The organism is Nocardia callitridis, from assembly GCF_039543305.1.
Classification (GTDB): Bacteria; Actinomycetota; Actinomycetes; order Mycobacteriales; family Mycobacteriaceae; genus Nocardia; species Nocardia callitridis.
The window spans coordinates 1,754,011-1,777,667 of the sequence record NZ_BAABJM010000001.1; the positions used below are offsets into that span (position 1 = coordinate 1,754,011).

The 23,657-nt window shown below is 65.9% G+C and carries 22 protein-coding genes; 13 read left to right on the forward strand and 9 right to left on the reverse strand.

Annotated features, from left to right (window positions below; translation table 11 throughout):
* Nucleotides 1–16 precede the first annotated feature (16 nt).
* On the reverse strand, nucleotides 17–2,386 hold the full coding sequence (locus ABEA50_RS07440) for a penicillin-binding protein (RefSeq protein ID WP_345494308.1): 2,370 nt from the start codon (nucleotides 2,384–2,386) through the stop codon (nucleotides 17–19).
* Between the two features lie 367 nt (nucleotides 2,387–2,753).
* On the opposite strand from ABEA50_RS07440, the gene ABEA50_RS07445 reads away from it, so the two are divergent.
* Nucleotides 2,754–3,077 carry a WhiB family transcriptional regulator gene (locus tag ABEA50_RS07445; protein ID WP_014981178.1) on the forward strand — a complete coding sequence of 108 codons (324 nt, stop codon included), beginning with the start codon at nucleotides 2,754–2,756 and terminating at the stop codon, nucleotides 3,075–3,077.
* Nucleotides 3,078–3,113: 36 nt separating this feature from the next.
* Here the strand turns inward: ABEA50_RS07445 and ABEA50_RS07450 are convergent, their stop codons facing one another.
* On the reverse strand, nucleotides 3,114–4,247 hold the full coding sequence (locus tag ABEA50_RS07450; protein ID WP_345494309.1) for an ArsA family ATPase: 1,134 nt from the start codon (nucleotides 4,245–4,247) through the stop codon (nucleotides 3,114–3,116).
* Nucleotides 4,244–5,263 carry an ArsA family ATPase gene (locus tag ABEA50_RS07455; protein ID WP_345494704.1) on the reverse strand — a complete coding sequence of 340 codons (1,020 nt, stop codon included), beginning with the start codon at nucleotides 5,261–5,263 and terminating at the stop codon, nucleotides 4,244–4,246. The genes ABEA50_RS07450 and ABEA50_RS07455 overlap by 4 nt, the downstream gene beginning before the upstream one ends.
* A 181-nt stretch (nucleotides 5,264–5,444) precedes the next feature.
* On the opposite strand from ABEA50_RS07455, the gene ABEA50_RS07460 reads away from it, so the two are divergent.
* From ABEA50_RS07460 to ABEA50_RS07470, 3 genes are all read left to right on the forward strand, one after another.
* Entirely contained in the window at nucleotides 5,445–5,606 is a 162-nt protein-coding gene (locus ABEA50_RS07460) for a DUF4177 domain-containing protein (RefSeq protein ID WP_327111756.1), read from the forward strand.
* Nucleotides 5,606–6,073, forward strand: a complete 468-nt coding sequence (locus ABEA50_RS07465) for a RidA family protein (protein ID WP_345494310.1) — start codon at nucleotides 5,606–5,608, stop codon at nucleotides 6,071–6,073. The genes ABEA50_RS07460 and ABEA50_RS07465 overlap by 1 nt, the downstream gene beginning before the upstream one ends.
* A 62-nt stretch (nucleotides 6,074–6,135) precedes the next feature.
* Complete coding sequence (locus ABEA50_RS07470; RefSeq protein ID WP_345494311.1) at nucleotides 6,136–6,927, forward strand: MBL fold metallo-hydrolase; 792 nt, start codon at nucleotides 6,136–6,138, stop codon at nucleotides 6,925–6,927.
* A gap of 93 nt (nucleotides 6,928–7,020) precedes the next feature.
* Here ABEA50_RS07470 and ABEA50_RS07475 read toward each other — a convergent pair whose 3' ends face one another.
* Both ABEA50_RS07475 and ABEA50_RS07480 read right to left on the reverse strand, forming a co-directional pair.
* Nucleotides 7,021–7,695 carry a Crp/Fnr family transcriptional regulator gene (locus tag ABEA50_RS07475; RefSeq protein WP_067870775.1) on the reverse strand — a complete coding sequence of 225 codons (675 nt, stop codon included), beginning with the start codon at nucleotides 7,693–7,695 and terminating at the stop codon, nucleotides 7,021–7,023.
* A 208-nt stretch (nucleotides 7,696–7,903) separates the two neighbouring features.
* Nucleotides 7,904–8,131, reverse strand: coding sequence for a hypothetical protein (locus ABEA50_RS07480; protein ID WP_345494313.1), 228 nt, complete (start codon nucleotides 8,129–8,131; stop codon nucleotides 7,904–7,906).
* Between the two features lie 106 nt (nucleotides 8,132–8,237).
* Between ABEA50_RS07480 and nth the strand changes: the two genes are divergently transcribed.
* The 4 genes from nth to ABEA50_RS07500 all read left to right on the forward strand — a co-directional run bounded on the left by nth (nucleotide 8,238) and on the right by ABEA50_RS07500 (nucleotide 11,695).
* Complete coding sequence (gene nth, locus ABEA50_RS07485) at nucleotides 8,238–9,071, forward strand: endonuclease III (RefSeq protein WP_345494314.1); 834 nt, start codon at nucleotides 8,238–8,240, stop codon at nucleotides 9,069–9,071.
* Nucleotides 9,068–9,697, forward strand: coding sequence for a TlpA family protein disulfide reductase (locus tag ABEA50_RS07490; protein ID WP_345494315.1), 630 nt, complete (start codon nucleotides 9,068–9,070; stop codon nucleotides 9,695–9,697). Before nth ends, ABEA50_RS07490 begins: the two co-directional genes overlap by 4 nt.
* Nucleotides 9,698–9,788: 91 nt before the next feature.
* Nucleotides 9,789–10,505 carry an NUDIX hydrolase gene (locus ABEA50_RS07495; RefSeq protein ID WP_345494316.1) on the forward strand — a complete coding sequence of 239 codons (717 nt, stop codon included), beginning with the start codon at nucleotides 9,789–9,791 and terminating at the stop codon, nucleotides 10,503–10,505.
* Nucleotides 10,502–11,695: a MarP family serine protease gene (locus ABEA50_RS07500; RefSeq protein ID WP_345494317.1), complete on the forward strand. Its 1,194-nt coding sequence runs from the start codon at nucleotides 10,502–10,504 to the stop codon at nucleotides 11,693–11,695. The genes ABEA50_RS07495 and ABEA50_RS07500 overlap by 4 nt, the downstream gene beginning before the upstream one ends.
* A 22-nt stretch (nucleotides 11,696–11,717) precedes the next feature.
* Here ABEA50_RS07500 and ABEA50_RS07505 read toward each other — a convergent pair whose 3' ends face one another.
* From ABEA50_RS07505 to acs, 4 genes are all read right to left on the reverse strand, one after another.
* On the reverse strand, nucleotides 11,718–12,665 hold the full coding sequence (locus ABEA50_RS07505; protein WP_345494318.1) for an alpha/beta fold hydrolase: 948 nt from the start codon (nucleotides 12,663–12,665) through the stop codon (nucleotides 11,718–11,720).
* 45 nt (nucleotides 12,666–12,710) lie between these two features.
* The gene (locus tag ABEA50_RS07510) at nucleotides 12,711–13,256 is read right to left on the reverse strand and encodes a phage holin family protein (RefSeq protein WP_425577543.1); all 546 of its coding nucleotides are present in this window, start codon (nucleotides 13,254–13,256) and stop codon (nucleotides 12,711–12,713) included.
* The gene (nhaA, locus tag ABEA50_RS07515) at nucleotides 13,253–14,533 is read right to left on the reverse strand and encodes a Na+/H+ antiporter NhaA (protein ID WP_345494319.1); all 1,281 of its coding nucleotides are present in this window, start codon (nucleotides 14,531–14,533) and stop codon (nucleotides 13,253–13,255) included. Before nhaA ends, ABEA50_RS07510 begins: the two co-directional genes overlap by 4 nt.
* Before the next feature lie 156 nt (nucleotides 14,534–14,689).
* Nucleotides 14,690–16,639 (reverse strand): acetate--CoA ligase, encoded by a 1,950-nt coding sequence (gene acs / locus ABEA50_RS07520; RefSeq protein WP_345494320.1) that lies wholly within the window; start codon nucleotides 16,637–16,639, stop codon nucleotides 14,690–14,692.
* Between the two features lie 397 nt (nucleotides 16,640–17,036).
* On the opposite strand from acs, the gene ABEA50_RS07525 reads away from it, so the two are divergent.
* From ABEA50_RS07525 to ABEA50_RS07545, 5 genes are all read left to right on the forward strand, one after another.
* Nucleotides 17,037–18,677 carry a peptide ABC transporter substrate-binding protein gene (locus ABEA50_RS07525; RefSeq protein ID WP_425577544.1) on the forward strand — a complete coding sequence of 547 codons (1,641 nt, stop codon included), beginning with the start codon at nucleotides 17,037–17,039 and terminating at the stop codon, nucleotides 18,675–18,677.
* A gap of 64 nt (nucleotides 18,678–18,741) precedes the next feature.
* Nucleotides 18,742–19,668 (forward strand): ABC transporter permease, encoded by a 927-nt coding sequence (locus ABEA50_RS07530; RefSeq protein WP_345494323.1) that lies wholly within the window; start codon nucleotides 18,742–18,744, stop codon nucleotides 19,666–19,668.
* Nucleotides 19,661–20,623 carry an ABC transporter permease gene (locus ABEA50_RS07535; protein ID WP_345494325.1) on the forward strand — a complete coding sequence of 321 codons (963 nt, stop codon included), beginning with the start codon at nucleotides 19,661–19,663 and terminating at the stop codon, nucleotides 20,621–20,623. The genes ABEA50_RS07530 and ABEA50_RS07535 overlap by 8 nt, the downstream gene beginning before the upstream one ends.
* Nucleotides 20,620–22,347 (forward strand): ABC transporter ATP-binding protein, encoded by a 1,728-nt coding sequence (locus ABEA50_RS07540; RefSeq protein ID WP_345494326.1) that lies wholly within the window; start codon nucleotides 20,620–20,622, stop codon nucleotides 22,345–22,347. The genes ABEA50_RS07535 and ABEA50_RS07540 overlap by 4 nt, the downstream gene beginning before the upstream one ends.
* A gap of 51 nt (nucleotides 22,348–22,398) precedes the next feature.
* Complete coding sequence (locus ABEA50_RS07545) at nucleotides 22,399–23,142, forward strand: Fic family protein (RefSeq protein ID WP_345494327.1); 744 nt, start codon at nucleotides 22,399–22,401, stop codon at nucleotides 23,140–23,142.
* Nucleotides 23,143–23,657 lie beyond the last annotated feature (515 nt).

Here is a 23,657-nt window from a genome sequence, read left to right on the forward strand (position 1 = left end):
GCGTGTCATGCCCGCGCTAACGCGGGAACGGCAGTGGAATCGGGATCGGGATCGGCGGCAATCGCGGTGGTGGCGGCAGTCCCGGTATTCCCGGCGCGGGCGCGGCCGGTCGTGGCGCCTCCCGCTCGGAGCCGTCGCTCACGTACAGCGTGATCACCGAACCGGGGATCGCCGAGCCGTTCGGTGACGTGCCGATCGCGGTGCCCTTGGCTTCGGAGCCGGGACCGGTGGTCGCCGACACCTGGAAACCGGCACCGACCAATATCGAAGTGGCCTCGCCCTGCGATTTGCCCGCCACATCGGGGACCTGAGCGTTGTTCGATCCGCGCACGTACTTGTCGTCCAAGGGGGGCAGCGCGGCGGGTGGGTAGTTACCGGTCACCGGTTTGATGGCGTTGAACCAGCTCCGCGCCGGCTCATTACCGCCGTACAGATCGCCGTCGCCGCAGCTGCGCAGCGGGTAGGAGCAGATCTCGCCGGGCGTCGGGCTGTCGCCGTAGATGTAGTCCGCGCCCGCCAGCGAATTGGTGAAGCCGAGGAAGGCCGAGGAGCGGTGGCTCTCGGTGGTGCCGGTCTTCGCGGAGAGCGGCAGGTTCCATCCGGTCGAGCGCGCCGAGGCCGCCGCGGTGCCGCTGATGTCGTCCTTGCTCATCGCGTTGGCGAGGGTGTTCGCAAGGCCGGGATCGACGACCTGCTCACACGCCTGCTGGGTGAGCGGGACCTGCTTGCCTTCCCGGTCGAGCACCTGATCGATCGGGTTGGGCGGGCACCATTTACCGCCCGAGGCCAGCGTCGCCGCGACGTTGGACAGCTCCAACGGGTTGATCGCGACCGGGCCGAGGGTGAACGAACCGAGATTCTGCTCCTTCATCATGTCGGCCAGGCTCTGATTGCCCTGGCCCGAGGTGCCGGCCTGGGCGTAGGAGCGCATGCCGAGGCGCACTGCCATGTCCACCGTCGGCGGCACACCCACGGCCTGGATGAGTTTCACGAACGCGGTGTTCGGTGAGGTGGCCAGCGCCTCGGTCACCGACATCGATCCCTTGTAGGTGCCCGCGTTCTCCACGCAGTAGGTGGCGGCCGGACAGCCGCGCGCGCCACCGTTACCCATGCCTCTGGCCTCGAATCGCGACGGCACGTCGAGTTGGGCGTCGATGCCGAGCCCCTTCTCCATTGCCGCCGCGGTGGTGAAGATCTTGAAAATCGAGCCGGCGCCATCGCCGACCAGCGAATAGGGCTGTGGCTGAACGGTTTCGTTGGAGTCGCTGCTCAGTCCGTAGGTGCGACTGCTCGCCATCGCGACCAGCGGATGCGAGTCCTGTCCTGGCGCGACGATCGACATCACCTGCGCGATGTCGTCGAGGTTCGCGTCGGCGGTGTCGGTGATCGATCGCTTCACCGAATCCTGCACGGCAGGGTCGAGGTTGGTCTTGATCAGGTAGCCGCCCTTGTCGATCTGTTCGCGGCTGATCCCGGCGTCGGCGAGATATTGCAGCGCGTAGTCGCAGAAGAAGCCGCGATCGTTGGCCGCGATGCAGCCGCGCGGCAAGCCTTTCGGCTCCGGCAATACCTCGAGCGGTCTGGTCTTGGCCTCGCGGAACTCGGCGGCGCGGCTCGGGATGTTCTGGATCATGGTGTCCAGCACGGTGTTGCGCCTGGCCAGCACAGCCTCGGTGTTGGTGTAGGGGTTGAGCTTCGAGGAGCTCTGCACCATGCCCGCCAGCATCGCCGACTGCGACACGGTGAGGTCGGCGGCGTCGACACCGAAGTAGGTCTGCGCCGCGTCCTGGATGCCGTAGGAGGAGTTGCCGAAGGTCACGAGATTCAGGTACCTGGTGAGGATTTCGTCCTTGGACAGCTCCTTGTCCAGGGTCAGCGCCATCCGGATCTCACGGATCTTGCGTGCCGGGGTGGTCTCGATGGCCGCCCTGCGCTCGGCGTCGGTCTTCGCGACGACGAGCAGCTGAAAGTTCTTGACGTACTGCTGATCCAGGGTCGACGCGCCCTGCTGCACCTCGCCGCTGGAGGTGTTGGTGAGGAACGCGCGCAGCGTGCCCTGCCAGTCGACGCCTTGGTGTTCGGCGAAGCGACGGTCCTCGATGGACACGATCGCCAGCTTCATATCGTTGGAGATCTTCTCGCTCGGCACCTCGAAGCGCCGTTGCTCGTAGAGCCACGCGATCGGCGATCCCTTGGCGTCGACCATGGTCGATACGGCGGGCGCGGTGCCCTCCAGTAGTTCGGAGGAGACGTTGTCGACGGTGTCGGCGGCCCGGTTGGACGCGAACCCGAAACCGCCTGCCAGGGGGAACAGCAATCCGGCGACGAGCACGGCTGCCAGCACGCAGCTACCGGCCAGCTTCGCGAGCGTTCGTGTGATCGGCACGCGCCCAGAGTACGGGGTTGGGCCTGCGGTCTCTTCCGTGCGTTTGGCCGATGGTGTCGGAGCACTGGTTCGGCGGCTCTGTAGGGCGTGTCGCGGTCGGACGCACGGTGTGTCGCGGGACGGCGCGTGCGGAAAATCCTCGGCCGAGTGCGTCCGAAGTGCGATTGCAGGGACGGCCGTACCAAAAAATCTCGAGACGGTCTTGCGCTCGGGCCATACCTTTACCTAGATTGAGAACCCAGTGTGATAGAGCTAACACTCAAAGTGGAATGTGGTGCAGTTCGCAGCGGGGTTTGGGTTGCTGCGACGCTGACACGGGATTCTGGAGCGCCGTGACCGGTGTTCGGACTGCAAAGGGGCACACCAAATGCACATGACAACCCCCATCGCTCGATTGGACGTGGAGCAGGCCGAAGCAAGGATCGCCTGGGTGGCCCAGGCGCGATGCAAGGAAGTAGATCCCGACCAACTGTTCGTTCGCGGCGCCGCTCAGCGCAAAGCGGCGACCATCTGCCGCCACTGCCCGGTGCTGATGCAGTGTGGAGCCGACGCGCTCGACAACCGCGTCGAATTCGGCGTGTGGGGTGGCATGACCGAGCGGCAGCGTCGCGCATTGCTCAAGCAGCATCCCGAGGTCACCTCATGGGCCGACTTCTTCCAGGCACAGCGTCAACACCAGGTGGCGATGTAGCCGTCCGCGATATCCGGTCTCCCGGCGTCGAACGGATCAGGATTCGTCGGCGCCGGTGAGTTGATCACCCACCGCGCGCAACGCCGTCAGGTCCGAGACCTCGAACGGCAGCGCGGTGATCGGAGCCATCGGCACCCGGGGGTGCGCGCCGGTGAAGCGTTGCAGCAGGCGCTGCTCACGCTTGTTCACCACCACCCGCTGCGCATGGATTCGGAGCACCGCCGCGGTCTGCGGATCGGACTCGGCCAGCTGGTCGGCCACCGCCAGCGCGTGCCCCGCCGAGAGCGCACTCAGCACCGGATGGGTCCGATTGAGAACGAGCCCGGCCAACGGCATGCGTTCGGTGGAAAGCCGGTCGACGAAGAACGACGCCTCGCGCAGCGCGTCCGGCTCCGGCGCCGCCACCACCAGGAAATGTGTCCCCGGCTCGGACAGCATCGCGAAGGTGCGTTCCGCCCGTTCCTGAAACCCACCGAACAGCGACTCCAGCGATTGCAGGAAATTCGACGCGTCCTTGAGCATCTGCCCGCCGACGATCGTGGACACCCCGCGCACCGCCAAGCTCATCGCGCCGGTGACCAGGCGCGTGACGCCACGCCCCGGCGCCATGATCACTCGAATCATCTTGCCGTTCAGAAAGTTCCCGAGCCGCTTGGGCGCGTCGAGGAAGTCGAGGGCATTGCGCGACGGGGGAGTATCGACCACGATCAGGTCCCACTCCTTGTGTCCGGCCAGCTGACCGAGCTTCTCCATCGCCATGTATTCCTGCGTGCCGCCGAAGGAAGAGGCGACGGTTTGATAGAAGGGGTTGGCGAAAATCTGCTCGGCCTTCTCCGCGCTGGTGTGCTCGAGCACCATGTCATCGAAGGTGCGGCGCATATTGAGCATCATCGCGTGCAACTCGCCCTTGGCCGCCGGGTCGAGTGCAACCCGTTGCGGCACATTGTCCAACGCGGCGACACCCAGCGACTGAGCCAGGCGACGGGCCGGATCGATCGTGAGTACCACCACTTTGCGTCCGCGCTCGGCGGCCCGCAACGCGATGGCGGCGGCGGTCGTGGTCTTGCCGACACCGCCGGAACCACAGCAGACGACGATGCGCGCGGTGCGGTCGTCGATGATCTTCGAAATATCCAGTCGGGCCGCCGCGTTCGACCTCGCCTCACTCATCGGACTCCCTGGGTGCTCAGGTGTTCGGCCAGCTCGTAGAGCCCGCCGAGATCGATGCCGTCGGTGAGGGCGGGCAGGTACATCCGTGCGACGTCCACTTCCGCGAGTTCGTCGGCGCTGTCGTCCTGCGCGCGCAGGGTCGCGGCGTGCTCGACGGTCTCGTCGATGAGCCCGCGGAAATCCGCATCGGACACGGTGATTCCCGCGTCGACCAGGCGGGCGCGGATCGCCTCGGTATCGAGAGCGCCGTCGGCGGCGCTGTCGCGGATCTCCTGCGGCAATTGACTCTTGTTCGCCCGATTGACGATCACCGTGCCGATCCGCAGATCGGCGGCCTGCAATTCGGTGATGGCGTCGACGGTTTCCTGCACCGGCAGCGCCTCCAGCAGTGTGACCAGGTGAATCATCGTCTGATCCGAATGCAGCAGCTTCGAGACCCCTTCGGCCTGACCCGCGATCGGCCCGCCCTTGGCCACCTCGAGCATGGCTTTGGTGACGTCGAGGAACCCGGCGATCCTGCCGGTGGGTGGCGCGTCGACGACCACCTCGTCATAGCTTCGCTTGCCGGCCTTGTCGACTCGGACCGCGCACTCCTTGATCTTGCCCGTCAAGATCACATCACGCAGTCCGGGCGCGATGGTGGTGACGAACTCGATGGCACCCATCCTGCGCATCGCGCGCCCCGCGAAACCCAAGTTGTAGAACATGTCCATGTATTCGAGGAACGCGTGCTCGATATCGAGCGCCAACGCGAAAACCTCGCCGCCGCCGTCGGCGGTCGCGATCCTGGTCTCGGTGGGTGGCAGCGGCGGCAGGTCGAACAGCTGCGCGATGGACTGCCTGCTCTCCACCTCCACCAGCAGTACTCGGCGTCCGCCCGCGGCCAGCGCGAGCGCGAGCGCGGCGGCGACGGTCGACTTGCCGGTGCCTCCCTTACCGGAGACATAGTGCAAGCGGGCCTTTTCCGCACGTTGCGGCCAGCCGGCTTCCTGCCCGGGCGCAGCCGAAAGCGGCACTGCTGTTGGTACTCCCACGTTCGCGAGCCTATAGGCCGTTCTGCGATCACGTCCGAGAGATCCGGTCAGTTCGCCGGTGTCTACCCGTCGGCGTACCAGACAGTGCGGCAGCGCACTCCCGGAGGCGCTCTGGCACCACTCCCGGACCGACCGTCGCAGGTCGTGCCTATACGCTCACGTCATGAGTGATGCGACCTTGTGGGAGTACGCGACCGTTCCGCTGCTGACGCACGCGACCAAACAGATCCTCGACCAGTGGGGTGCCGACGGCTGGGAATTGGTGACGGTGCTGCCTGGCCCGACCGGCGAACAGCACGTGGCGTACCTGAAGCGGCCGAAGTAATGAGCGCCTCGACACAGTGGGAAAGCAACCTCACCCGGCTCGGGTTGACGGTGCCCCCGGTCGTCGCACCGGTGGCGGCCTACATTCCCGCGATCAAAACCGGTTCGTTGGTCTACACCTCCGGCCAGTTGCCGTTCGTCGAGGGAAAACTGACGGCGGTCGGCAAGGTCGGCGCCGAGGTGACGGTGGAGGACGCCAAGCAGGCCGCGCAGTGGTGCGCGCTCAACGCCCTGGCCGCCGTGCACGACCTGGTCGGACTCGACGAGGTGGTCCGGGTGGTCAAGGTCGTCGGATTCGTCGCCTCCGCACCGGGATTCAGCGGCCAACCGGTCGTGATCAACGGTGCGTCGGAATTCTTGGGTGAGGTTTTCGGTGCCGCGGGTGCGCACGCGCGCTCGGCGGTCGGCGTGTTCGAATTGCCCGCCGACACCCCGGTCGAGGTCGAACTGATCGTCGAGGTTCGTTAACCGCCACGGCGATAGCGCGCATGCGTCGTGGCCGTGAAGATCACAGTCGAGGACAATGTGGCATGGCACTTGAACACCCCGCCTATGGGCAACTGCGACAGGTCACCACGACCGCCTCGGTAGTGCTGGCGGACAATCCGGGACAGATGACGCTCGACGGAACCAATACCTGGATTCTGCGGGCACCGGGCCGATCGGATTGTGTGGTGATCGATCCAGGCCCCAAGGACAAGGCGCACACGGCGGCGATCGTGGCCGCGACCGGCGGCGAGATCGCGCTGACTCTGATCACCCACCATCATCACGATCACACCGGTGGGATCGATCGACTCGTCGCGCAGACCGGAACTCCGGTGCGTGCGAAGGATTCCGAATACCTGCGCGGCGGGACCGATCCGCTCGTCGACGACGAGGTGATCGAAGCGGCTGGTCTCCGGATCGACGTGCTTGCCACCCCCGGCCATACCGTCGATTCGATGAGCTTCGTGCTCGATGACGCGCTGCTCACCGGAGACACGGTCCTCGGCCGAGGTACCACCGTTCTCGAATCACGCAGCGGCGCGTTCGGTGACTATCTACGGTCGCTGGATCGGTTGGTGACGGCGGGCGCGGGCAAGGCATTACTGCCCGCGCACGGACCCGACCATCCGGACGCGGAGCCGGTTGTGCGCTACTACATCGATCATCGGCACGAGCGCCTCACCCAGGTGCGCGAGGCGCTGCGCGACCTCGGGCCGGATGCTGGCGCGATGGCCGTGGTGCGTCGTGTGTACGCGGATGTGGACAAGCGGCTCTGGCTGGCCGCGCGCAGTTCGGTGCAGGCACAACTGGATTACCTGCGCACCGAAGGCTAGATCCGGCGACTGCCGAGGAAACGACAGCACACCGGAATCAGGGAGCTCTGATTCCGGTGTGCTGCACCAAGCTCGATCGAGCGGGTGTCGGACCTACCGCGCGCGGCGGGCCAGACGCTCCGAATCCGAGATGAGCACGCTCTTGCCTTCCAGCCGCAGCCACCCGCGATGCGCGAAGTCGGCCAACGCCTTGTTCACGGTTTCCCGGGAGGCGCCGACGAGCTGAGCGATCTCCTCCTGGGTGAGATCGTGGGTGACCCGCAATGCGCCGGCCTCCTGCGTGCCGAACCGCTGCGCGAGCTGCAGCAGCGCCTTGGCGACCCGACCGGGGACATCGGTGAAGATGAGGTCGGCGAGGTTGTTGTTGGTGCGACGCAGACGACGGGCGAGCACGCGCAGCAATTGCTCGGCGATCTCCGGGCGCTGGTCGATCCACGTCTTCAGGGCCTCGCGGTCCATCGTGACGGCTCGCACCTCGGTGACCGTTGTGGCCGTCGAAGTACGCGGACCAGGGTCGAAGATCGACAGTTCGCCGAACATGTCCGATGGGCCCATGATGGTCAGCAGGTTTTCCCGACCATCTGGCGAACGACGGCCGATCTTCACCTTGCCCGAGGTGATGATGTACAGCCGGTCGCCGGGTTCGCCCTCGTTGAAGATGACATGACCGCGTGGAAAATCCACCGGCTGCAGTTGCTTGGCTAGGGCGGCCACCGCTGTGGGCTCGACGCCCTGGAAGATGCCTGCTCTGGCGAGGGCCTCGTCCACGAATGTGCTCCTTATGGGATATGGCTCTGTACTGGACCGAAAGCGACTCGGCCGACAGTGCAGTCTACGCGGCATGGTGGTCGCGCAGTGATGGACACCACGTAAAGAGTGGATTGCGTGGCGCAGCGCAAAACCGTACCAGTGTCTGAACGAAGGCTTATGCGCGTCCCCCGGCGGTGTCCACACCCCGGACGCGACTCACGCCGGGTCAGCTTGCTCGTGCCACATCCAGTTCCTCGGTGCGGGCGCGTCGCTTCCGTTTCCGGGCGACACCCGCGGGGAGTCCGAGCTTCCTCAGCTCTTTCACCTCGGCGTTGCTTGCACTGTCCAGGTAATGCTGCACCTCTTCGTCGGGCTCGAGGAGCTTGCTGAGTCGATGTTCGACCCGCTCCATACCCAACGCGAACAGCATCAACACCACTGGGAAGAGCGCCACAGCGAGTCCTTGCATACGGAGGAGTAAACACGCTCGAGGTCTCAGATGGAACACGGCAGTGGAACTGACAGGACAAGCCTCTCCGACGATTCCGTATGGTGGTCGGGTGCGCGTCTCCTCCTCCTCAGCCGCTGAAAACGGGCTTTCCACCAACGCCGAGGAGACCGATGCGCCGCCGACGCGGCCGTCGGCACCGAAGCGGAAAACGCGGGCGCGACAAGCGGAAACCCGGCTCGGTCTCACCCGCAGGGCGCGCCGAATGAACCGGACGCTCGCCGAAGCCTTCCCCGACGCGCATTGTGAGCTGGATTTCACCAATCCGCTCGAATTGGCGGTGGCGACAATTCTTTCCGCACAGTCCACCGATGTGCGGGTAAATCTCACCACGCCCGCCCTGTTCGCGAAGTACCGCAGCGCCCGCGATTACGCCGAGGCAAACCGCGCGGAGCTGGAGGAATACATCCGATCCACCGGCTTCTACCGGAACAAGACGAGCTCGCTGATCGGCCTGGGACAGGCGCTGCTGGAACACCATGACGGTGAATTGCCTCACACCCTGGACGAATTGGTGCGTTTGCCCGGGATTGGGCGAAAGACCGCCAACGTGATCCTCGGCAACGCCTTCGACGTCCCGGGGATCACCGTCGACACGCATTTCGGGCGGCTGGTGCGGCGCTGGCAGTGGACCGAGGAAGAAGACCCGGTGAAGGTCGAGCACATCGTGGGTGCGCTCATCGAGCGCAAAGACTGGACGATGCTTTCGCACCGGGTGATCTTCCACGGCCGCAGGGTCTGTCACGCGCGTAAACCGGCCTGCGGCGTGTGTGTGCTCGCCAAGGACTGTCCGTCCTTCGGGGTGGGACCCACCGACCCCGAGACAGCGGCGAAGTTGGTGAAAGGTCCGGAGGCGCAGCACCTGCTCGAGTTGGTGGGGCGGTGAGATCGGGCAACCGGTGGCGCTGGTTGTTGGTCGCGGTGATCGTTGTCGTCGGGCTCACTGTCGCGCTGTGGCCGCGTGCCGAACACACCGAGAACACCCGCGACCGAGCGGCACCCCCCAACGCCGGCGTGTCGGAGCAGGCGCGCGCGGCGGCTGAACTCGCGCCGTGTCCGCGTGCCGAACCGGGGGCGACCAGCGCGGGACCGCTCGCGGGAATCACCGTGAAATGCCTGGCCGACGGCCGATCCACCGACATCGCCGCCGCGCTCGGCGGTAAACCGGCGCTGCTGAACCTGTGGGCGTACTGGTGTGCGCCGTGTGCCGAAGAGTTGCCGTATTTGCGGCAGTACGCACAGCGAGCGGGAAACGCGATTACGGTGCTGACGGTGCACAGCGATCCCGATGAGGCCAAGGCGCTTGCGCGGCTCACCGACATGGGTATCCGGGTGCCCGGTGTGCTCGACGCCGAGGCCGCGGTGCGAAACGCGGTAGGGGCGCCCGCGGTGCTCCCCGTTTCGGTACTGCTGCGAGCCGACGGATCGGTCGCGCGGGTTATGGTGCGAGCATTCACCGGGGTCGACGACATCGCGGCAACGGTCGCGAACGAACTCGGAGTAGCCGCGTGAAGTTGCCCAAACTTCCGCGACGGGGCGGACAGATCGGTGGTGAGTTTGTGCTGCGGGCGCGAACAGTGCGTGGTGGGTGCGAGGTCGACGCATGACCTTGCCCGTCCCACAAGACATTCCGAAATGGTTGAGTAGGGCGATCGAGCCGTCGACGGACACGACCGATACCTTGACGATCTCGCGCGCGGTACGCAGGGCGATGACGATCACCTCGACCCCACGGCAAGCCGCCGTCCTTGTCCTGTTCGGCGGCTCGGTCGAACCGAACCACGATGTTCCCGGCGGTCTGCCCGCCGACGCCGATGTGTTGCTCACGCAACGCGCTTCCACGATGCGCCAGCATTCCGGCCAGGTCGCCTTTCCCGGCGGTGCGGTCGATCCCGGTGACACCGGACCGGTCGATACGGCCCTGCGGGAGGCGTGGGAGGAGACCGGGCTCGATCGCTCCGGCGTCGAGCCGTTGGCCATCTTGCCGAAATTGTTCGTGCCGCCTTCACGTTTCGATGTCACCCCGGTGGTCGCCTACTGGCGCGAGCCGAGCGCGGTCGATGTGGTCGACACCGCCGAGACCGAGCGCGTGGTGCGTGTGTCGCTCGCCGAGTTATTGGCTCCTACCAACCGTTTCGTCGTTCGTGGTCGACTCGGCTACCAGAGCCCCGCCTTTCAGGTCGACGGGCTGCTGGTCTGGGGACTGACCGGCGGAATACTCGCGGCGATCAGCAAGACCGCCGGGTGGGAAATGGAATGGGACCGATCCGACGTCCGTGACCTGGACGTCGCGCTGGCCGCGGTGGGGATGACGTCATGAGTTCATCGGTATGGCTCGATATCGCCGTGGTGTTGCTCGCACTGCTGGCCGCCTCCTCGGGCTGGCGCCAAGGTGCGGTGGCTTCGGCGCTGGCCTTCCTCGGCGTCGTGCTCGGCGCGGTGGCGGGCATCCTGATCGCGCCACACATCCTGCTGCACGTCGACGAGGGCCGTGCGCGAGTGCTCACCGGCGTGCTGTTGATCGTGCTGTTGGTGATCATCGGCGAGGTCGCGGGCATGGTGCTCGGGCGCGCGGCGCGCGGCGGCATGCACCACCCGTTCACCAGGGGTGTCGACAGTGTGACCGGTGCGGTGTTGCAGGCGGTGGCCGTGCTGGTCACCGCATGGCTGCTCGCGTTGCCGTTGGCCACATCCTCGCAGCCCGCCATCGCGACCGCGATCAACGGTTCTCGCGTGCTCGCCGACGTCAACGATGTGGCGCCGAACTGGTTGCGACGGCTGCCGAACGAGTTCTCCAAACTGCTCAACACCTCCGGCCTGCCGGACGTGATCGGTCCGTTCGGTCGTGCGCCGATCGCGGCTGTCGACCCGCCGGACGCGAACCTCTTGTCCAGTCCCGCCGCCCGTGAATTGCAGCAGAGTGTGTTGCGTATTCGGGGCGTGGCCCCGAGTTGCCAACGGGCGCTGGAAGGTTCGGGTTTCGTGATCGCACCCGAGCGAGTGATGACCAACGCGCACGTCGTCGCGGGCACCACCGATGTGTCGGTCGATTCCGCGCGCGGACCGCTCGACGCGCAGGTGGTGTTGTTCGACCCCTCCAAGGACATCGCCATCCTCGCGGTTCCTGGCCTCACCGCGCCCCCTGTGCGCCAGGCTCCCGCGGCGGCGCGTTCGGGTGACAGCGCCATCGTGCTGGGCTATCCGGGCGGCGGCCAATATACGGTGAGCGCGGCGCGGGTTCGCGAGACGCTCGATCTCACCGGACCGACCATCTACCGTGACGGCACGGTGGAGCGCGAGGTCTACACCGTGCGTGGGCAGGTGCGCGCGGGTAACTCCGGTGGGCCGTTGGTCGACGCCGACGGTGACGTGCTCGGCGTGGTGTTCGGTGCGGCCGTCACCGACGACGACACCGGCTACGTGCTGACCCTCGACGAGGTACGCGAGCAACTCGACATCGCCACCGACGTCACGGTGCCGGTGGGTACCGGAGGATGTGTGCTGAGCTGAGCGGTGCTGGGCTGAGCGGTACTCAGCCCAGCAGTTGCGCCAACTCGGCGGTGACCGCCTCCGGGTTCTCCTGGTGGGCGAAATGGCCGGCGCCGGGAATGCTGCGCACCTGCCGTCGCGGCGAAAGGCGGGCGCCGCGACGGATCGTTTCCTCGAACAGGTAGGGGTCGTATTCGCCGCGCATGCTCAGTACAGGAATGTGGATCGGCTCGCGCATGGTGGCCATGAAGCGGCGACCGTCGGGACGCCACTGGCTGCGGAAGGCCCAGCGCTGATATTCCAGCGCGCAGTGCGCGACGCCCGGGATACGGATCGCCGTGCGCATCCGACGCACCGTGTCCACGAATTCGGCTGTTCCCGACCATGTTCCGCTCACCCGCGCGCGCAGCAGTCGTTCGACCTCGAAACCGTCACCGGTGGTGAGTCGGTGTTCGCCGTAGCGTGGGAGCTGATACCGCAGAAAGTTCGGTAGCCACGTGCCGCGCTGGTGCCGATCACGCAGGATCGAGCTCTTGAGCGCCGCGGGATGCGGTGAACCGACCAGCGCGATCGAGCGCACCAACCGAGGGTGCAGCACGGCCGTGCTCCAGCAGACCAAACCGCCCTCGGCATGTCCGACGAGGGTCGCGTCGGTGTGGCCGAGCGCGCGGATGAGACCGGCCACGTCACCGGCGAGGGTCCACCCGTCGTAGCCGCGTGGCGGTTTGTCGCTGTCGCCGTAGCCGCGCAGGTCGACGGCCACCGCCCGGTAGCCGAGTTCGGCGAGCGCGGTGAGCTGATGCCGCCACGACCACCAGAAGTCGGCGAATCCGTGCAGCAACAGCACCAGTGGTGCGTCGTCGGCAGGATGTGCTTCGGTCGACGCCGATTCGACGATGTGAAACCGAATGCCGTTGGCATGCACGTCGCGATGGTTCCAGTCACCGTCGTAACGGACGCTGGAGGGGTCCGGGAGGTAGTTCGACGGCACGTTCGACGAGCCTAGTGGGCGAGGTTCGCGCGAGGAACGGCGCGCTCAGGCACCCGGCTTGTCCAGTTCGATCGCGCCGTGTCCCTGCGTGAGCCGATCCTGGCGCGCGGACGCGCCGACACCCTGCGGCAGCACCGTGCGCGCCTGCTTGAGCGAGTCGATCGTCTTGGCGGGTGCGCGCAGCTTCTTCACCCGCAGATACCCCAGCAGCGCGAGCAGCACGGTGGTGAGCACCATCAGCCCGAACACGATCAGGAACGCGGCCCAGCGGGCGAGCCAGAGATCGAGCAGCTCGCCGAGGAAGAAGAAAAAGAAGAACGTGCTGAACAGCAGCACGGTGAGGGCGAGGATGAAGAAGACGCTGCCGGTGAGGCCCTTCTTGATCTCACCGGTCACCTCCGCCTTGGCGAGTTCCACCTCGGCACGGACCAGGGTGGACACCTGCTCGGTGGCGTCGCGAACCAGACTGCCGAAGCTGGAGGTGCCGTGGGGATCAGTGTCCGACAGCGGAATGGAGGTGACCGTGTGACCGTGGCGCACGTCGTCTCCGCCGGCGCTCTGCGCTCCATTACCGCCCTGGGTGAAACTCACTTGGTTGACCCTTCTCCCTGTCCCTGCACTGCCTGTCCCTGCACTGTCTCGGCCGCACTGCCCTGATCATCCTGCGTATCCGCGTCCCGTAGCGATTGGTGGACACGCCCACGCCGCAACAGTAACGCCGAACCGACCAACGATGCCGCCATTGAAGTGACCAACACGGCGGCCTTCGCCAATTCGGCGGCAGACCCGTCGCCGACGTCGGCGAGCGCGAGTTCTGCCACCAGAAGGCTAACGGTGAACCCGATCGCGCCGAGAACCGACAGGGCGAACATGTCGCGATTGCCCAGCCCGACGGGACGTTTGGCGACGCCCAACCGGATCGCCAGCCAGCTGATCCCGAAGATACCGATGATCTTTCCGAGCAAAAGGCCGAGCATGATGGCCAGCGCGAGCCGGTCGGTGAACAACTCGCCGACAACCTTGCCGTCCAGCGGAACTCCCGAAGCGAACAACGCGAACAGTGGGACGCACAGCCCCGCGGACAGCGGTTGGAGCGAGTGTTCCCAGCGGGTGGCAGGCGATTCTCGCTCACCTTCGTCCGGTCGCACCCTGGTGAGCAATCCGAGCGCCACACCGGCCATCGTCGGATGGATGCCCGCCTCGTGCAGGGCATACCAGGCGATCAACGCGAGTGGCAGGTAGACCACGGGCGTGTTGATTCGGCGATGCTGCAACAACGCCCACCCCGCGAAGCACGCGGCCGCGGCCAGTAACCAGAGCAGCGAGATCGCCGAGGTGAACAGCACGGCGATCAACAAGATCGCGATCAGGTCATCGACGACGGCGAGGCTGAGTAGGAACACTCGAGCGCTGGCAGGAATGCGTGAGCCGGTGAGCGCGAGCACGCCGAGCGCGAACGCGATGTCGGTCGCCACCGGGACCGCCCAACCGCGATCCATGCCTGGTACGCCGAACCCGACGGTGAATGCGATCAGTGCGGGGGTAATCACGCCCGCGGTCGCGGCGATGATCGGCAGCAGCGCTCGCCGGAAGTCGGCCAGTTCGCCGACGACGAGTTCACGCTTGAGTTCGAGCCCGGCGACGAAGAAGAAGATGGCAAGCAACCCGTCTCGGGTCCAGTCGCCGAGCGTCAGGTCGAGATGAAGCGGGGGTACAGGCAGCGTGAACTCGGTCATGGCGAGGTAACCGTGGCTCCACGGCGAGTTCGCCCACAGCAATGCCACGCCTGCGGCGATGAGAAGTATTGTGCCGCCGACCGTTTCGGTGCGGAGGTAGCGGGTCAGTTCCGAGCGCACTCGCGTGATCATCGGGGCCTTTCGGGCGTGCGGTCATGGCCGCGGTCACTCGGACCGCACGCCGACCAGACTTCCCGGCACACCACCGGTGATCTTACCGGTGCGTCCGCCGACTCGGACGACTGTGGCCGGTGCCGAAGACGGCACCGGCCACAGCGGCAGGTCAGGTCAGGACTTGCCCGCCTTGATCGCCTCGAAGACGGTCGGATCGACCAGTGTGGAGGTGTCGCCGAGTTCGTTGCCTTCGGCGACGTCGCGCAGCAGCCGACGCATGATCTTGCCGCTGCGGGTCTTGGGCAGCTCGGGTACCACGTGGATTTCCCTCGGCCGCGCGATCGGGCTGATCGCGCGCGCGACCTCCGCCTTCAATTCCTCGACCAGTGCGTTGCCGGTGTCGGTTGTCTCCGCGGTGAGGATGACGAACGCGACAATGCCTTGTCCGGTGGTCGCGTCGCTCGCGCCGACTACCGCGGCTTCCGCGACACCGGAGTGGCCGACCAGTGCCGACTCCACCTCGGCGGTGGAGATGCGGTGACCGGAAACATTCATCACGTCGTCGACGCGACCGAGCACCCACAGGTCGCCGTCGGTGTCGAGCTTGGCGCCGTCGCCTGCGAAGTACCAGCCCTGTTCGGCGTAGCGCTCCCAATAGGTGCTGCGGAAGCGGTCGGGGTCACCCCAGATGCCGCGCAGCATGGACGGCCACGGTTGGTCGAGCACCAGGTAACCGTTGGCCTCGGTTTCGCCGAGCCGCACCGGGTTGCCTTCTTCGTCGACGACTTTCGCCGAAATGCCGGGCAGCGGGGTCATCGCGGCGCCCGGTTTGGTCGCGGTGACGCCGGGCAGCGGGGAGATCATGATGGTGCCGGTCTCGGTCTGCCACCAGGTGTCGACGATGGGTGCGGTTCCCGCGCCGATCACGTCGCGGTACCAGCGCCACGCCTCCGGGTTGATCGGTTCACCCACCGAGCCGAGCACCCGGACGCTGGACAGATCGTGCGCGTCCGGAATCTCCCTGCCCCACTTCATGAATGTGCGTACCAGCGTCGGCGCCGTGTAATAGATGCTGACGCCGTACTTTTCGATGATCTGCCAGTGCCGGTGCTCGTCCGGGTAATTCGGGGTGCCCTCGTAGACCACCTGGGTGGCCCGATTGGCCAGCGGTCCGTAGACGATGTAACTGTGTCCGGTGACCCAGCCGATGTCGGCGGTGCACCAGTAAACATCTTGTCCCGCTTGGTGGTCGAAGACGTTGTGGTGGGTGTAGGCGGCCTGGGTGAGGTACCCGCCCGAGGTGTGCAGGATGCCCTTGGGCTTACCGGTGGTCCCCGAGGTGTACAGGATGAACAGCGGGTGCTCGGCGTCGAACGGCTGCGCTTCGTGCTGATCGCTCGCCTCGGCGACGGTCTCGTGCCACCACACGTCGCGACCCTCGGTCCACGCCACCTCGATGCCGACGCGGCGCACGACGAGCACGTGCTCGACGCTGTGCGGTGTCGACCCGTTCGCGGACAACGCCTCGTCGACGGCTTCCTTCAGTGGCGCGGGTTTGCCTCGGCGCCACTGTCCGTCGGTGGTGATCACCAGGCGAGCGCTCGCGTCGTCGACGCGCTGGCGCAGCGCCGACGGTGAGAACCCGGCGAACACGACCGAGTGGGTGAGTCCGAGCCGCGCGCAGGCGAGGATCGCGACGATGGCTTCGGGGACCATCGGCATGTATATGGCGACCCGGTCACCCGCGACCAGTCCGAGTTCGGTGAAGTAGTTCGCCGCGCGGCTGACCTCGGCGAGCAGCTCGCGGTAGGTGATCGCGCGCGAGTCGCCGGGTTCACCTTCCCAATGGATGGCGACCTGGTCGCCGTGTCCGTCGAGGACGTGCCGGTCGACGCAGTTGTAGGTGACGTTGAGTTTGCCGTCGACAAACCATCGGGCGACCGGCGCGGCGCTCCAATCCAGCACCCGCGTCCATGGTTCGTGCCAGTGCAGTGCCGCGGCTTGTTCGGCCCAGAAGGCGTCGCGGTCGGTCTCGGCGCGCTGATATAGGGAGGCGTCGGCGTTGGCCGCTGCGGCGAAGGCCGGGCTGGGTGGATACGAGTCCCGATGGTCGGTGTCAGTCATCTCGCTTCTTCCTTCGACGGAGCTCTTCTCGTGCGCGGCGCCGTTGTTCCCATCGACCGTTGGCAGGTGGTTGGCGCGCACGCCGTTTCGACAGTAGCCAAGTGTGACGGGTGTCGCGCCCGGTTGTGTCGGCGAGGTTTCCTGGAGCTCGTGCGCGCAGTTGCGTTCGCTGTGCGTCGAACTCGCGATTGCTGACTGTTCGCCGAGCCCATATCGCAGGGCTCGCGATGAAATCCTTGGACAGACAGCCAATTTTGTGCATTTCGTTCGTGTTGCCACCTCGATAACAAGCAGGTGGAACCTGATCCAATCAGATGACAGGACTCGTTCGCATGGCTAATGTGCGACACACCAGGGCGATCGTGCCGGCGTGCGCTGGGTAGTCAACGCACGCCCCATGGTCGCCCGTATTGCGAACCGGGAGAATGCGTTGAGATTCAACAGAGCGATCGCGCTGAGCGCGGCGGTGTTGCTGGCCACAAGCCTCGGACTTGCCGCGTGTTCGTCGGGGGACGACCTCGACCCTGACATCGTCACGGTCAACGGCGGCGAGCCGCAGAATCCGTTGGTGCCGACCAATACCAACGAGAACATGGGTGGGCGGGTAGTCGACCGGTTGTTCGCCGGACTCAAGTACTACGACGCCGACGGTGTCGCGCACGACGAGGTGGCCGACAAGATCGAGACCACCGACAACAAGAGCTACCGGATCACCATCAAGCCGGACTGGAAGTTCAGCGACGGGACCGCGGTCACCGCCAAGTCGTTCGTCGACGCGTGGAACTACGGCGCGCTCGGCACCAACGCGCAGCTGCAGAGTTACGTGTTCACCCCGATCGTCGGCTTCGAGGATGTCTCCGCGGAGCAGCCCAAGGCGCAGACGATGTCGGGTCTGAAGGTTGTCGATGACCGGACGTTCACCGTCGAGTTGAAGTCGCCTTCGATCGACTTCGAGGACGCGCTCGGCTACGCGCCGTTCTATCCGCTGCCGGAGTCGGCGTACAAGGACATCAAGGCTTTCGGTGAGAACCCGGTCGGCAACGGCCCCTACAAGTTCTCCGAGAACGGCTCCTGGGAGCACAACGTCAAGATCGACCTGGTGCCCAACCCGGAGTACCACGGTGGACGCGCTCCCAAGAACAAGGGCTTGCGCTTCGTGATGTACCAGTCCTACGACACCGCGTACGCGGATCTGCAATCGGGCAACCTCGACGCGCTCGACACCATCCCCGACAGCGCGCTCGGTGCGTACAAGCAGGATCTCGGTGACCGCGCGATCACCAAGCCCACCGCGCAGAACCAGCACATCGGTGTGCAGGCCAACGTGCCGCACTTCTCCGGTGAAGAGGGCCTGCTGCGTCGCAGGGCGATCTCGATGGCGATCAACCGGGAGCAGATCGCCGAGAACATCTTCCACGGCACCAGGGTCCCCGCCCGCGACTTCACCGCCTCCACACTGCCCGGCTTCAACGGAAACCTGCCCGGCTCCGAGGTTTTCGACTACAACCCGGAAGAGGCCAAGAAGGTGTGGGCGCAGGCCGACGCCATCTCCCCGTGGTCGGGTCGTTACGAGATCGCCTACAACTCCGACGGCGGTCACCAGGCCCTGTTCGAGGCGGTAGCCAACGGCGTGAAGAACACCCTCGGTATCGAGTCCATCGCCGTGCCGTACCCGACGTTCAAGAACATCCGTGACGAGGTGAACGCGCACACCATCGGCAAGGCGTTCCGCTACGGCTGGCAGGGCGATTACCCGACCATGCTGCAGTTCCTCACCTCGCAGTACTACAGCCACTCCGAGACCAACAACGTCGACTACAACAATCCCGAGGTCGACCGCCTGTTCAACGAAGCACTCGCCGCGCCGACCCAGGAGGAGTCCTACAAGATCGTCGCCCAGGCGCAGACGCTGATGATCAAGGACATGGCCGATATCCCGCTGGTCGACTACGTCGCCGCCGCGGGGCGGTCCGATCAGGTGACGAAGGCCGAACTCGGCTGGAGCGGCCTGTTCGACTTCGAGAACATCGAGAAGTAACCAGCCCCGCGACAGTGCCGCACCGAATATCGGTGCGGCACTACCGTTTACCCAGGAGGCAGCCATGGCCTGGTATATCGTGCGGCGTCTACTTCAGATGATCCCCGTGTTCCTCGGGGCGACGTTGCTCATTTATGCCCTCGTATTCCTTATCCCCGGTGATCCGATCCAGGCACTCGCCGGTGACAAGCCGATGACCCCCGCGGTGGAAGCACAACTGCGGGCGCGTTATCACCTCGATCAGCCGTTCATCATCCAGTATCTGGAGTACTTGAAGGGCATCTTCACCCTCGATTTCGGCACGGCGTTCTCCGGACGGCCGGTGCGTGACGAGCTCGCACGCGCGTTCCCGATCACCATCAAGCTCTCGATCATGGCGCTGATCGTCGAAGGAGTATTCGGCGTGGTGTTCGGGCTGATCTCCGGCCTGCGCAAGGGCAAGCTGTTCGACTCGACCATGTTGGTGCTCAGCCTGATCCTGATCGCGGTGCCGATCTTCGTCGTCGGCTTCCTCGCGCAGTTCCTGCTCGGGGTGAAGTGGGGTATCGCGCCGGTCACCGTTACAGGCAAAGCGAGCATCACCGAACTGCTGGTTCCCGCGTTCGTGCTCGGCGCGATGTCGTTCGCCTATGTGCTGCGGCTGACCCGGAACTCGGTGTCGGAGAACATGTCCGCCGACTACGTGCGCACCGCGACCGCCAAGGGGCTGAGTCGCCCGCGCGTGGTGACCGTGCACATCCTGCGCAACTCGATGATCCCGGTGATCACCTTCCTCGGCGCCGACCTCGGTGCGCTGATGGGTGGAGCGATCGTCACCGAGGGCATCTTCAACATTCCCGGCGTCGGTGGAACGATGTACCAGGCGATCACCCGAGGCGAGCCACCGACGGTGGTTTCCTTCGTGACCGTGCTGATCGTCATCTTCCTGGTCTCGAACCTGGTCGTCGATCTCCTCTACGCCGCACTCGACCCGAGGATTCGCTATGCCTGACCTCGATAAGAACCGGGAGAAGCAGCCGCGCGGCGGACAGCAACACTTCGTCGCGCCGCCGGAGGAGGTCGATGTCGTCGCGATCGACCAGGTGGTCGATACCGGCACGCCGACCAGCATCTGGCGGGACGCGTGGCGTCAGCTGCGCCGCAACCCGATCTTCGTCATCGCCGTGCTGCTGATCCTTTTCGTGCTGGTGGTCGTGTTCTGGCCGGGACTGTTCACCAGTCAGGACCCGCGATTCTGTAGTGGCGACTTCAGCATGCGCAGCAGCGGAGCAGGGCATCCGTTCGGATTCGACAAGCAGGGCTGCGATATCTACGCCCGAACCGTCTACGGCGCACGGGCTTCGGTGATCACCGGAGTCGGGGCCACGCTCGTGTTCGTGCTGGTCGGTGGCCTACTCGGGGCGCTGGCCGGGTTCTACGGTGGAATACTGGACTCGATCGTCTCCAGGGTCGGTGAGATCTTCTACGCGATTCCGCTGATGCTGGCCGCGATCGTGATCATGCAACTGCTCGACACGCGCACCGTCTGGACGGTGGTGCTGATCCTCGCGTCGTTCACCTGGCCACAGGCCGCCCGCATCGCGCGCAGTGCGGTGATCCAGGCCAAGAACAGTGACTACGTCACCGCGGCAGAGGCATTGGGCGTATCGAAGATCGGGACGCTGCTGCGGCATGTGTTGCCGAACGCCGCCGGTCCACTGATCGTTGTCACCACGCTGTGGCTCGGCGTTTTCATCGTCACCGAGGCGACACTGTCCTATCTCGGTGTCGGCCTGCCGCGCACAGTCGTTTCGTGGGGTTCGGATATCGCCTCGGGGCAGAAGGAGATTCGCACCGCGCCGATCCTGTTCTATCCCGCCACGGCGCTCGCGGTGACCGTGCTGAGCTTCATCATGCTGGGCGACGCGGTGCGTGACGCCCTCGATCCGAAGGCGAGAAAGCGATGAGCGCCCCGGCGAAGGACGAGTCCGAGCAGTCGCCGTTGCTGGAGATCAAAGACCTCGACGTGTCTTTCACCACCAACGGCAAGCAGACCCCCGCGGTCCGATCGGCGAGTCTGTCGGTGTATCCGGGCCAGACGGTCGCGATCGTCGGTGAATCCGGCTCCGGTAAGTCGACCACCGCACACTCGATCATCGATCTGCTGCCCGGTACCGGCAAGGTCACCTCGGGCTCGATCCTGTTCGACGGAAAAGACCTCACCTCCGCGTCGAAGAAGGACGTGGTCGCCGTGCGCGGCAGCGAGATCGGGTTGGTCCCACAGGACCCGATGTCGAACCTCAATCCGGTATGGACCGTCGGGTACCAGATTCGGGAAACCTTGGCGGCCAACGGCATCGCCAAAGGAAAGGCCGCGGCGGCGCGGGCGGTCGAGCTGCTGGAAGAAGCGGGTATGTCCGACGCACAGCGCCGGGTGAATCAGTATCCGCACGAGTTCTCCGGCGGCATGCGTCAGCGCGCGCTCATCGCGATCGGGCTCGCGTGCCGACCGAAACTGCTGATCGCGGACGAACCGACCTCGGCGCTCGATGTCACCGTGCAACGCCAGATCCTCGACCACCTCGACGGTCTCACCGCCGAGCTCGGTACCGCGGTACTGCTGATCACCCACGATCTCGGCCTCGCCGCCGAGCGCGCCGAGCACCTCGTCGTGATGTATCGCGGGCGGGTGGTGGAATCCGGTCCCGCGCTCCAGATCCTGCGCGATCCGCAGCACCGCTATACCCAGCGGCTGGTGAGCTCGGCGCCTTCGCTTGCCTCGCAACGGCTCTCGTCGGTGCGTCAACGCGCCGAGATCCGTGAACAGGCCGTGCAGGCCGCCGAACAGCACCATGCCGGACTCGACGCCGCAGAGGACACCGCGGCCGAGAGCACCGACGACATCGTGGTGGTCGACAAGCTCACCAAGCTGTTCAAGATCAGGGGCAACGCCCCGTGGAAGTCGACCGATTTCACCGCCGTCGACGCGGTGTCGTTTCGGTTGCGACGCGGGACGACCACCGCGATCGTCGGCGAATCCGGGTCAGGGAAGTCCACCGTCGCGCAGATGGCGCTCGGGCTGCTCGCGCCGTCCTCCGGCTCGGTGACCTTCGACGGACAGGAGGTCGCGAAGCTGGATCGGCACGGCACGTTCGCGTTCCGGCGTCGAGTGCAGCCGATCTTCCAGGACCCGTACGGCTCGCTCGACCCGATGTATTCGATCTTTCGCACCATCGAGGAGCCGTTGCGCACCCACGGTGTCGGAAATGCGACGCAGCGCGAGGAGAAGGTGCGTGAACTGCTGGACAAGGTGTCGTTGCCCTCGACGGTGATGCGGCGTTACCCCAACGAGCTGTCGGGCGGGCAGCGTCAACGCGTCGCGATCGCGCGTGCGCTGGCCCTGTCGCCGGAGTTGGTGATCTGCGACGAGGCGGTATCGGCGCTCGACGTACTCGTCCAGGCGCAGATCCTGCAACTGCTCAACGACCTGCAAGCCGAGCTCGGTCTGTCGTATCTGTTCATCACCCACGACCTGGCCGTCGTCCGGCAGATCGCCGACAACGTGCTGGTGATGGAGAAAGGGAAGGTCGTGGAGGCGGCCGCCACCACAGAGGTATTCGACAATCCGCGTGAGGAATACACGCGCCGACTGCTCGAGGCGATACCGGGCAGGGATCTGTTGGCCGGGTGATCGCGCCGGGGCGGCTCGGGCCGTGGGTGACGCGCAAGTAGCCTCGGTCGCGTGAACGATCCGTTGGCGCCCCTTGTCGATCTACCCGGCGTGCGTGACGCGGCCGACCGCGCCCGCGATGCCCTCGCCGAGGTGCACCGGCACAAAACCAACCGGCGAGGTTGGCCGGTGACCGCCGCCGAGGCGGCGGTGCGCGCGGCGCGGTCCTCGGCCGCACTCGAAGGCGCGGCCACTGAACTGCCCGCCGACGGGCGCGTCGAGGACCCGGTGCTGGCCGGGTCGCTGCGCGTCGGGCAATCGCTCGACGGTGACGCGTTGCGCAATCTGGTCGGTGTCTGGCAGCGCGCACCGTTGCAGGCGCTGGCCCGGCTGCACCTGCAAGCTGCCGCCGACCTCGTCGCGGACGAACAATCGCTCGGCAGGCCGAGGGCGGACGCCGGAGTGGCCGAACGACTCGACCTGCTCGGGCAGACGGTGCTCGGCTCGCAGGCGCCCGCGCCGGTGATTGCCGCGGTGGTGCACGGCGACCTGATCACCGGACAGCCGTTCGGCACGGCGGATGGTGTCGTCGCGCGGGCGGCATCGCGATTGGTCGCTGTCGCAAGCGGTTTCGATGCGCGCGGACTCGGCGTTCCCGAAGTGTTCTGGATGCGTCGACGTGCGGCCTACCTCGACGCGGCGGCGGGATTCGCCTCCGGACAGCCGGACGCGGTGGGTGCCTGGGTGATCCAGTGCTGCGACGCGTTTGTCGATGGTGCGCGGGAAGCGATGTCGATTGCCGACGCCGCCGGGTAAGCCGATCGGTGGTCTCGCCGGGGGTCGGTGCTCCGAGACACACACCGGTAGTTCGAATGCGCAGCATGTGTGGCGGTATATGGCCGAGCAGACGTGTGGGAGCTGACGAACTCGTCAGTAGCTGGCGCGCGTGCCATGGGTGTTCTGTGCGACACAGTCGCTACATTCGGGGAGAGCGTAGGCGGGGGATAATCGCACTTCCAGCAGTTGGCGGTGGACGACCGCGATGTGCTGGTCGTTGCGTCCGGAAAACAGCCCTACACATCAATGCGGGCGGCGTTGCCGTTGTCGACATCACCGCCCGCCTAGCACGGAACATCGGGTTACCAGGCGTGCTGAGGTGGGTTGTGTTTTCCGGCCTCGGCGACGGTCCGGACTTCGTCGGTTATCCCCGCAACCCGTGCGGGGCTTCCGCCTTCGAAACCCGTATCTCGCAGGCCCACAACGCTTATGCCCTTTCGCGGCGCGCTCCGCGTGGGTGCCCGGTGTCCGTGCTGGGAAGGATGGCTGGGAGA

What these genes read in the sequence shown, in the direction of transcription:
- ABEA50_RS07445 (WP_014981178.1), top strand. Translation starts at nt 2,754, where the DNA reads ATGCACATGACAACCCCCATCGCTCGATTGGACGTGGAGCAGGCCGAA.
- ABEA50_RS07450 (WP_345494309.1), bottom strand. Translation starts at nt 4,247, where the DNA reads ATGAGTGAGGCGAGGTCGAACGCGGCGGCCCGACTGGATATTTCGAAG.
- ABEA50_RS07460 (WP_327111756.1), top strand. Translation starts at nt 5,445, where the DNA reads ATGAGTGATGCGACCTTGTGGGAGTACGCGACCGTTCCGCTGCTGACG.
- ABEA50_RS07465 (WP_345494310.1), top strand. Translation starts at nt 5,606, where the DNA reads ATGAGCGCCTCGACACAGTGGGAAAGCAACCTCACCCGGCTCGGGTTG.
- ABEA50_RS07470 (WP_345494311.1), top strand. Translation starts at nt 6,136, where the DNA reads ATGGCACTTGAACACCCCGCCTATGGGCAACTGCGACAGGTCACCACG.
- ABEA50_RS07495 (WP_345494316.1), top strand. Translation starts at nt 9,789, where the DNA reads ATGACCTTGCCCGTCCCACAAGACATTCCGAAATGGTTGAGTAGGGCG.
- ABEA50_RS07500 (WP_345494317.1), top strand. Translation starts at nt 10,502, where the DNA reads ATGAGTTCATCGGTATGGCTCGATATCGCCGTGGTGTTGCTCGCACTG.
- nhaA (WP_345494319.1), bottom strand. Translation starts at nt 14,533, where the DNA reads ATGATCACGCGAGTGCGCTCGGAACTGACCCGCTACCTCCGCACCGAA.
- acs (WP_345494320.1), bottom strand. Translation starts at nt 16,639, where the DNA reads ATGACTGACACCGACCATCGGGACTCGTATCCACCCAGCCCGGCCTTC.
- ABEA50_RS07525 (WP_425577544.1), top strand. Translation starts at nt 17,037, where the DNA reads ATGGTCGCCCGTATTGCGAACCGGGAGAATGCGTTGAGATTCAACAGA.
- ABEA50_RS07530 (WP_345494323.1), top strand. Translation starts at nt 18,742, where the DNA reads ATGGCCTGGTATATCGTGCGGCGTCTACTTCAGATGATCCCCGTGTTC.
- ABEA50_RS07535 (WP_345494325.1), top strand. Translation starts at nt 19,661, where the DNA reads ATGCCTGACCTCGATAAGAACCGGGAGAAGCAGCCGCGCGGCGGACAG.
- ABEA50_RS07540 (WP_345494326.1), top strand. Translation starts at nt 20,620, where the DNA reads ATGAGCGCCCCGGCGAAGGACGAGTCCGAGCAGTCGCCGTTGCTGGAG.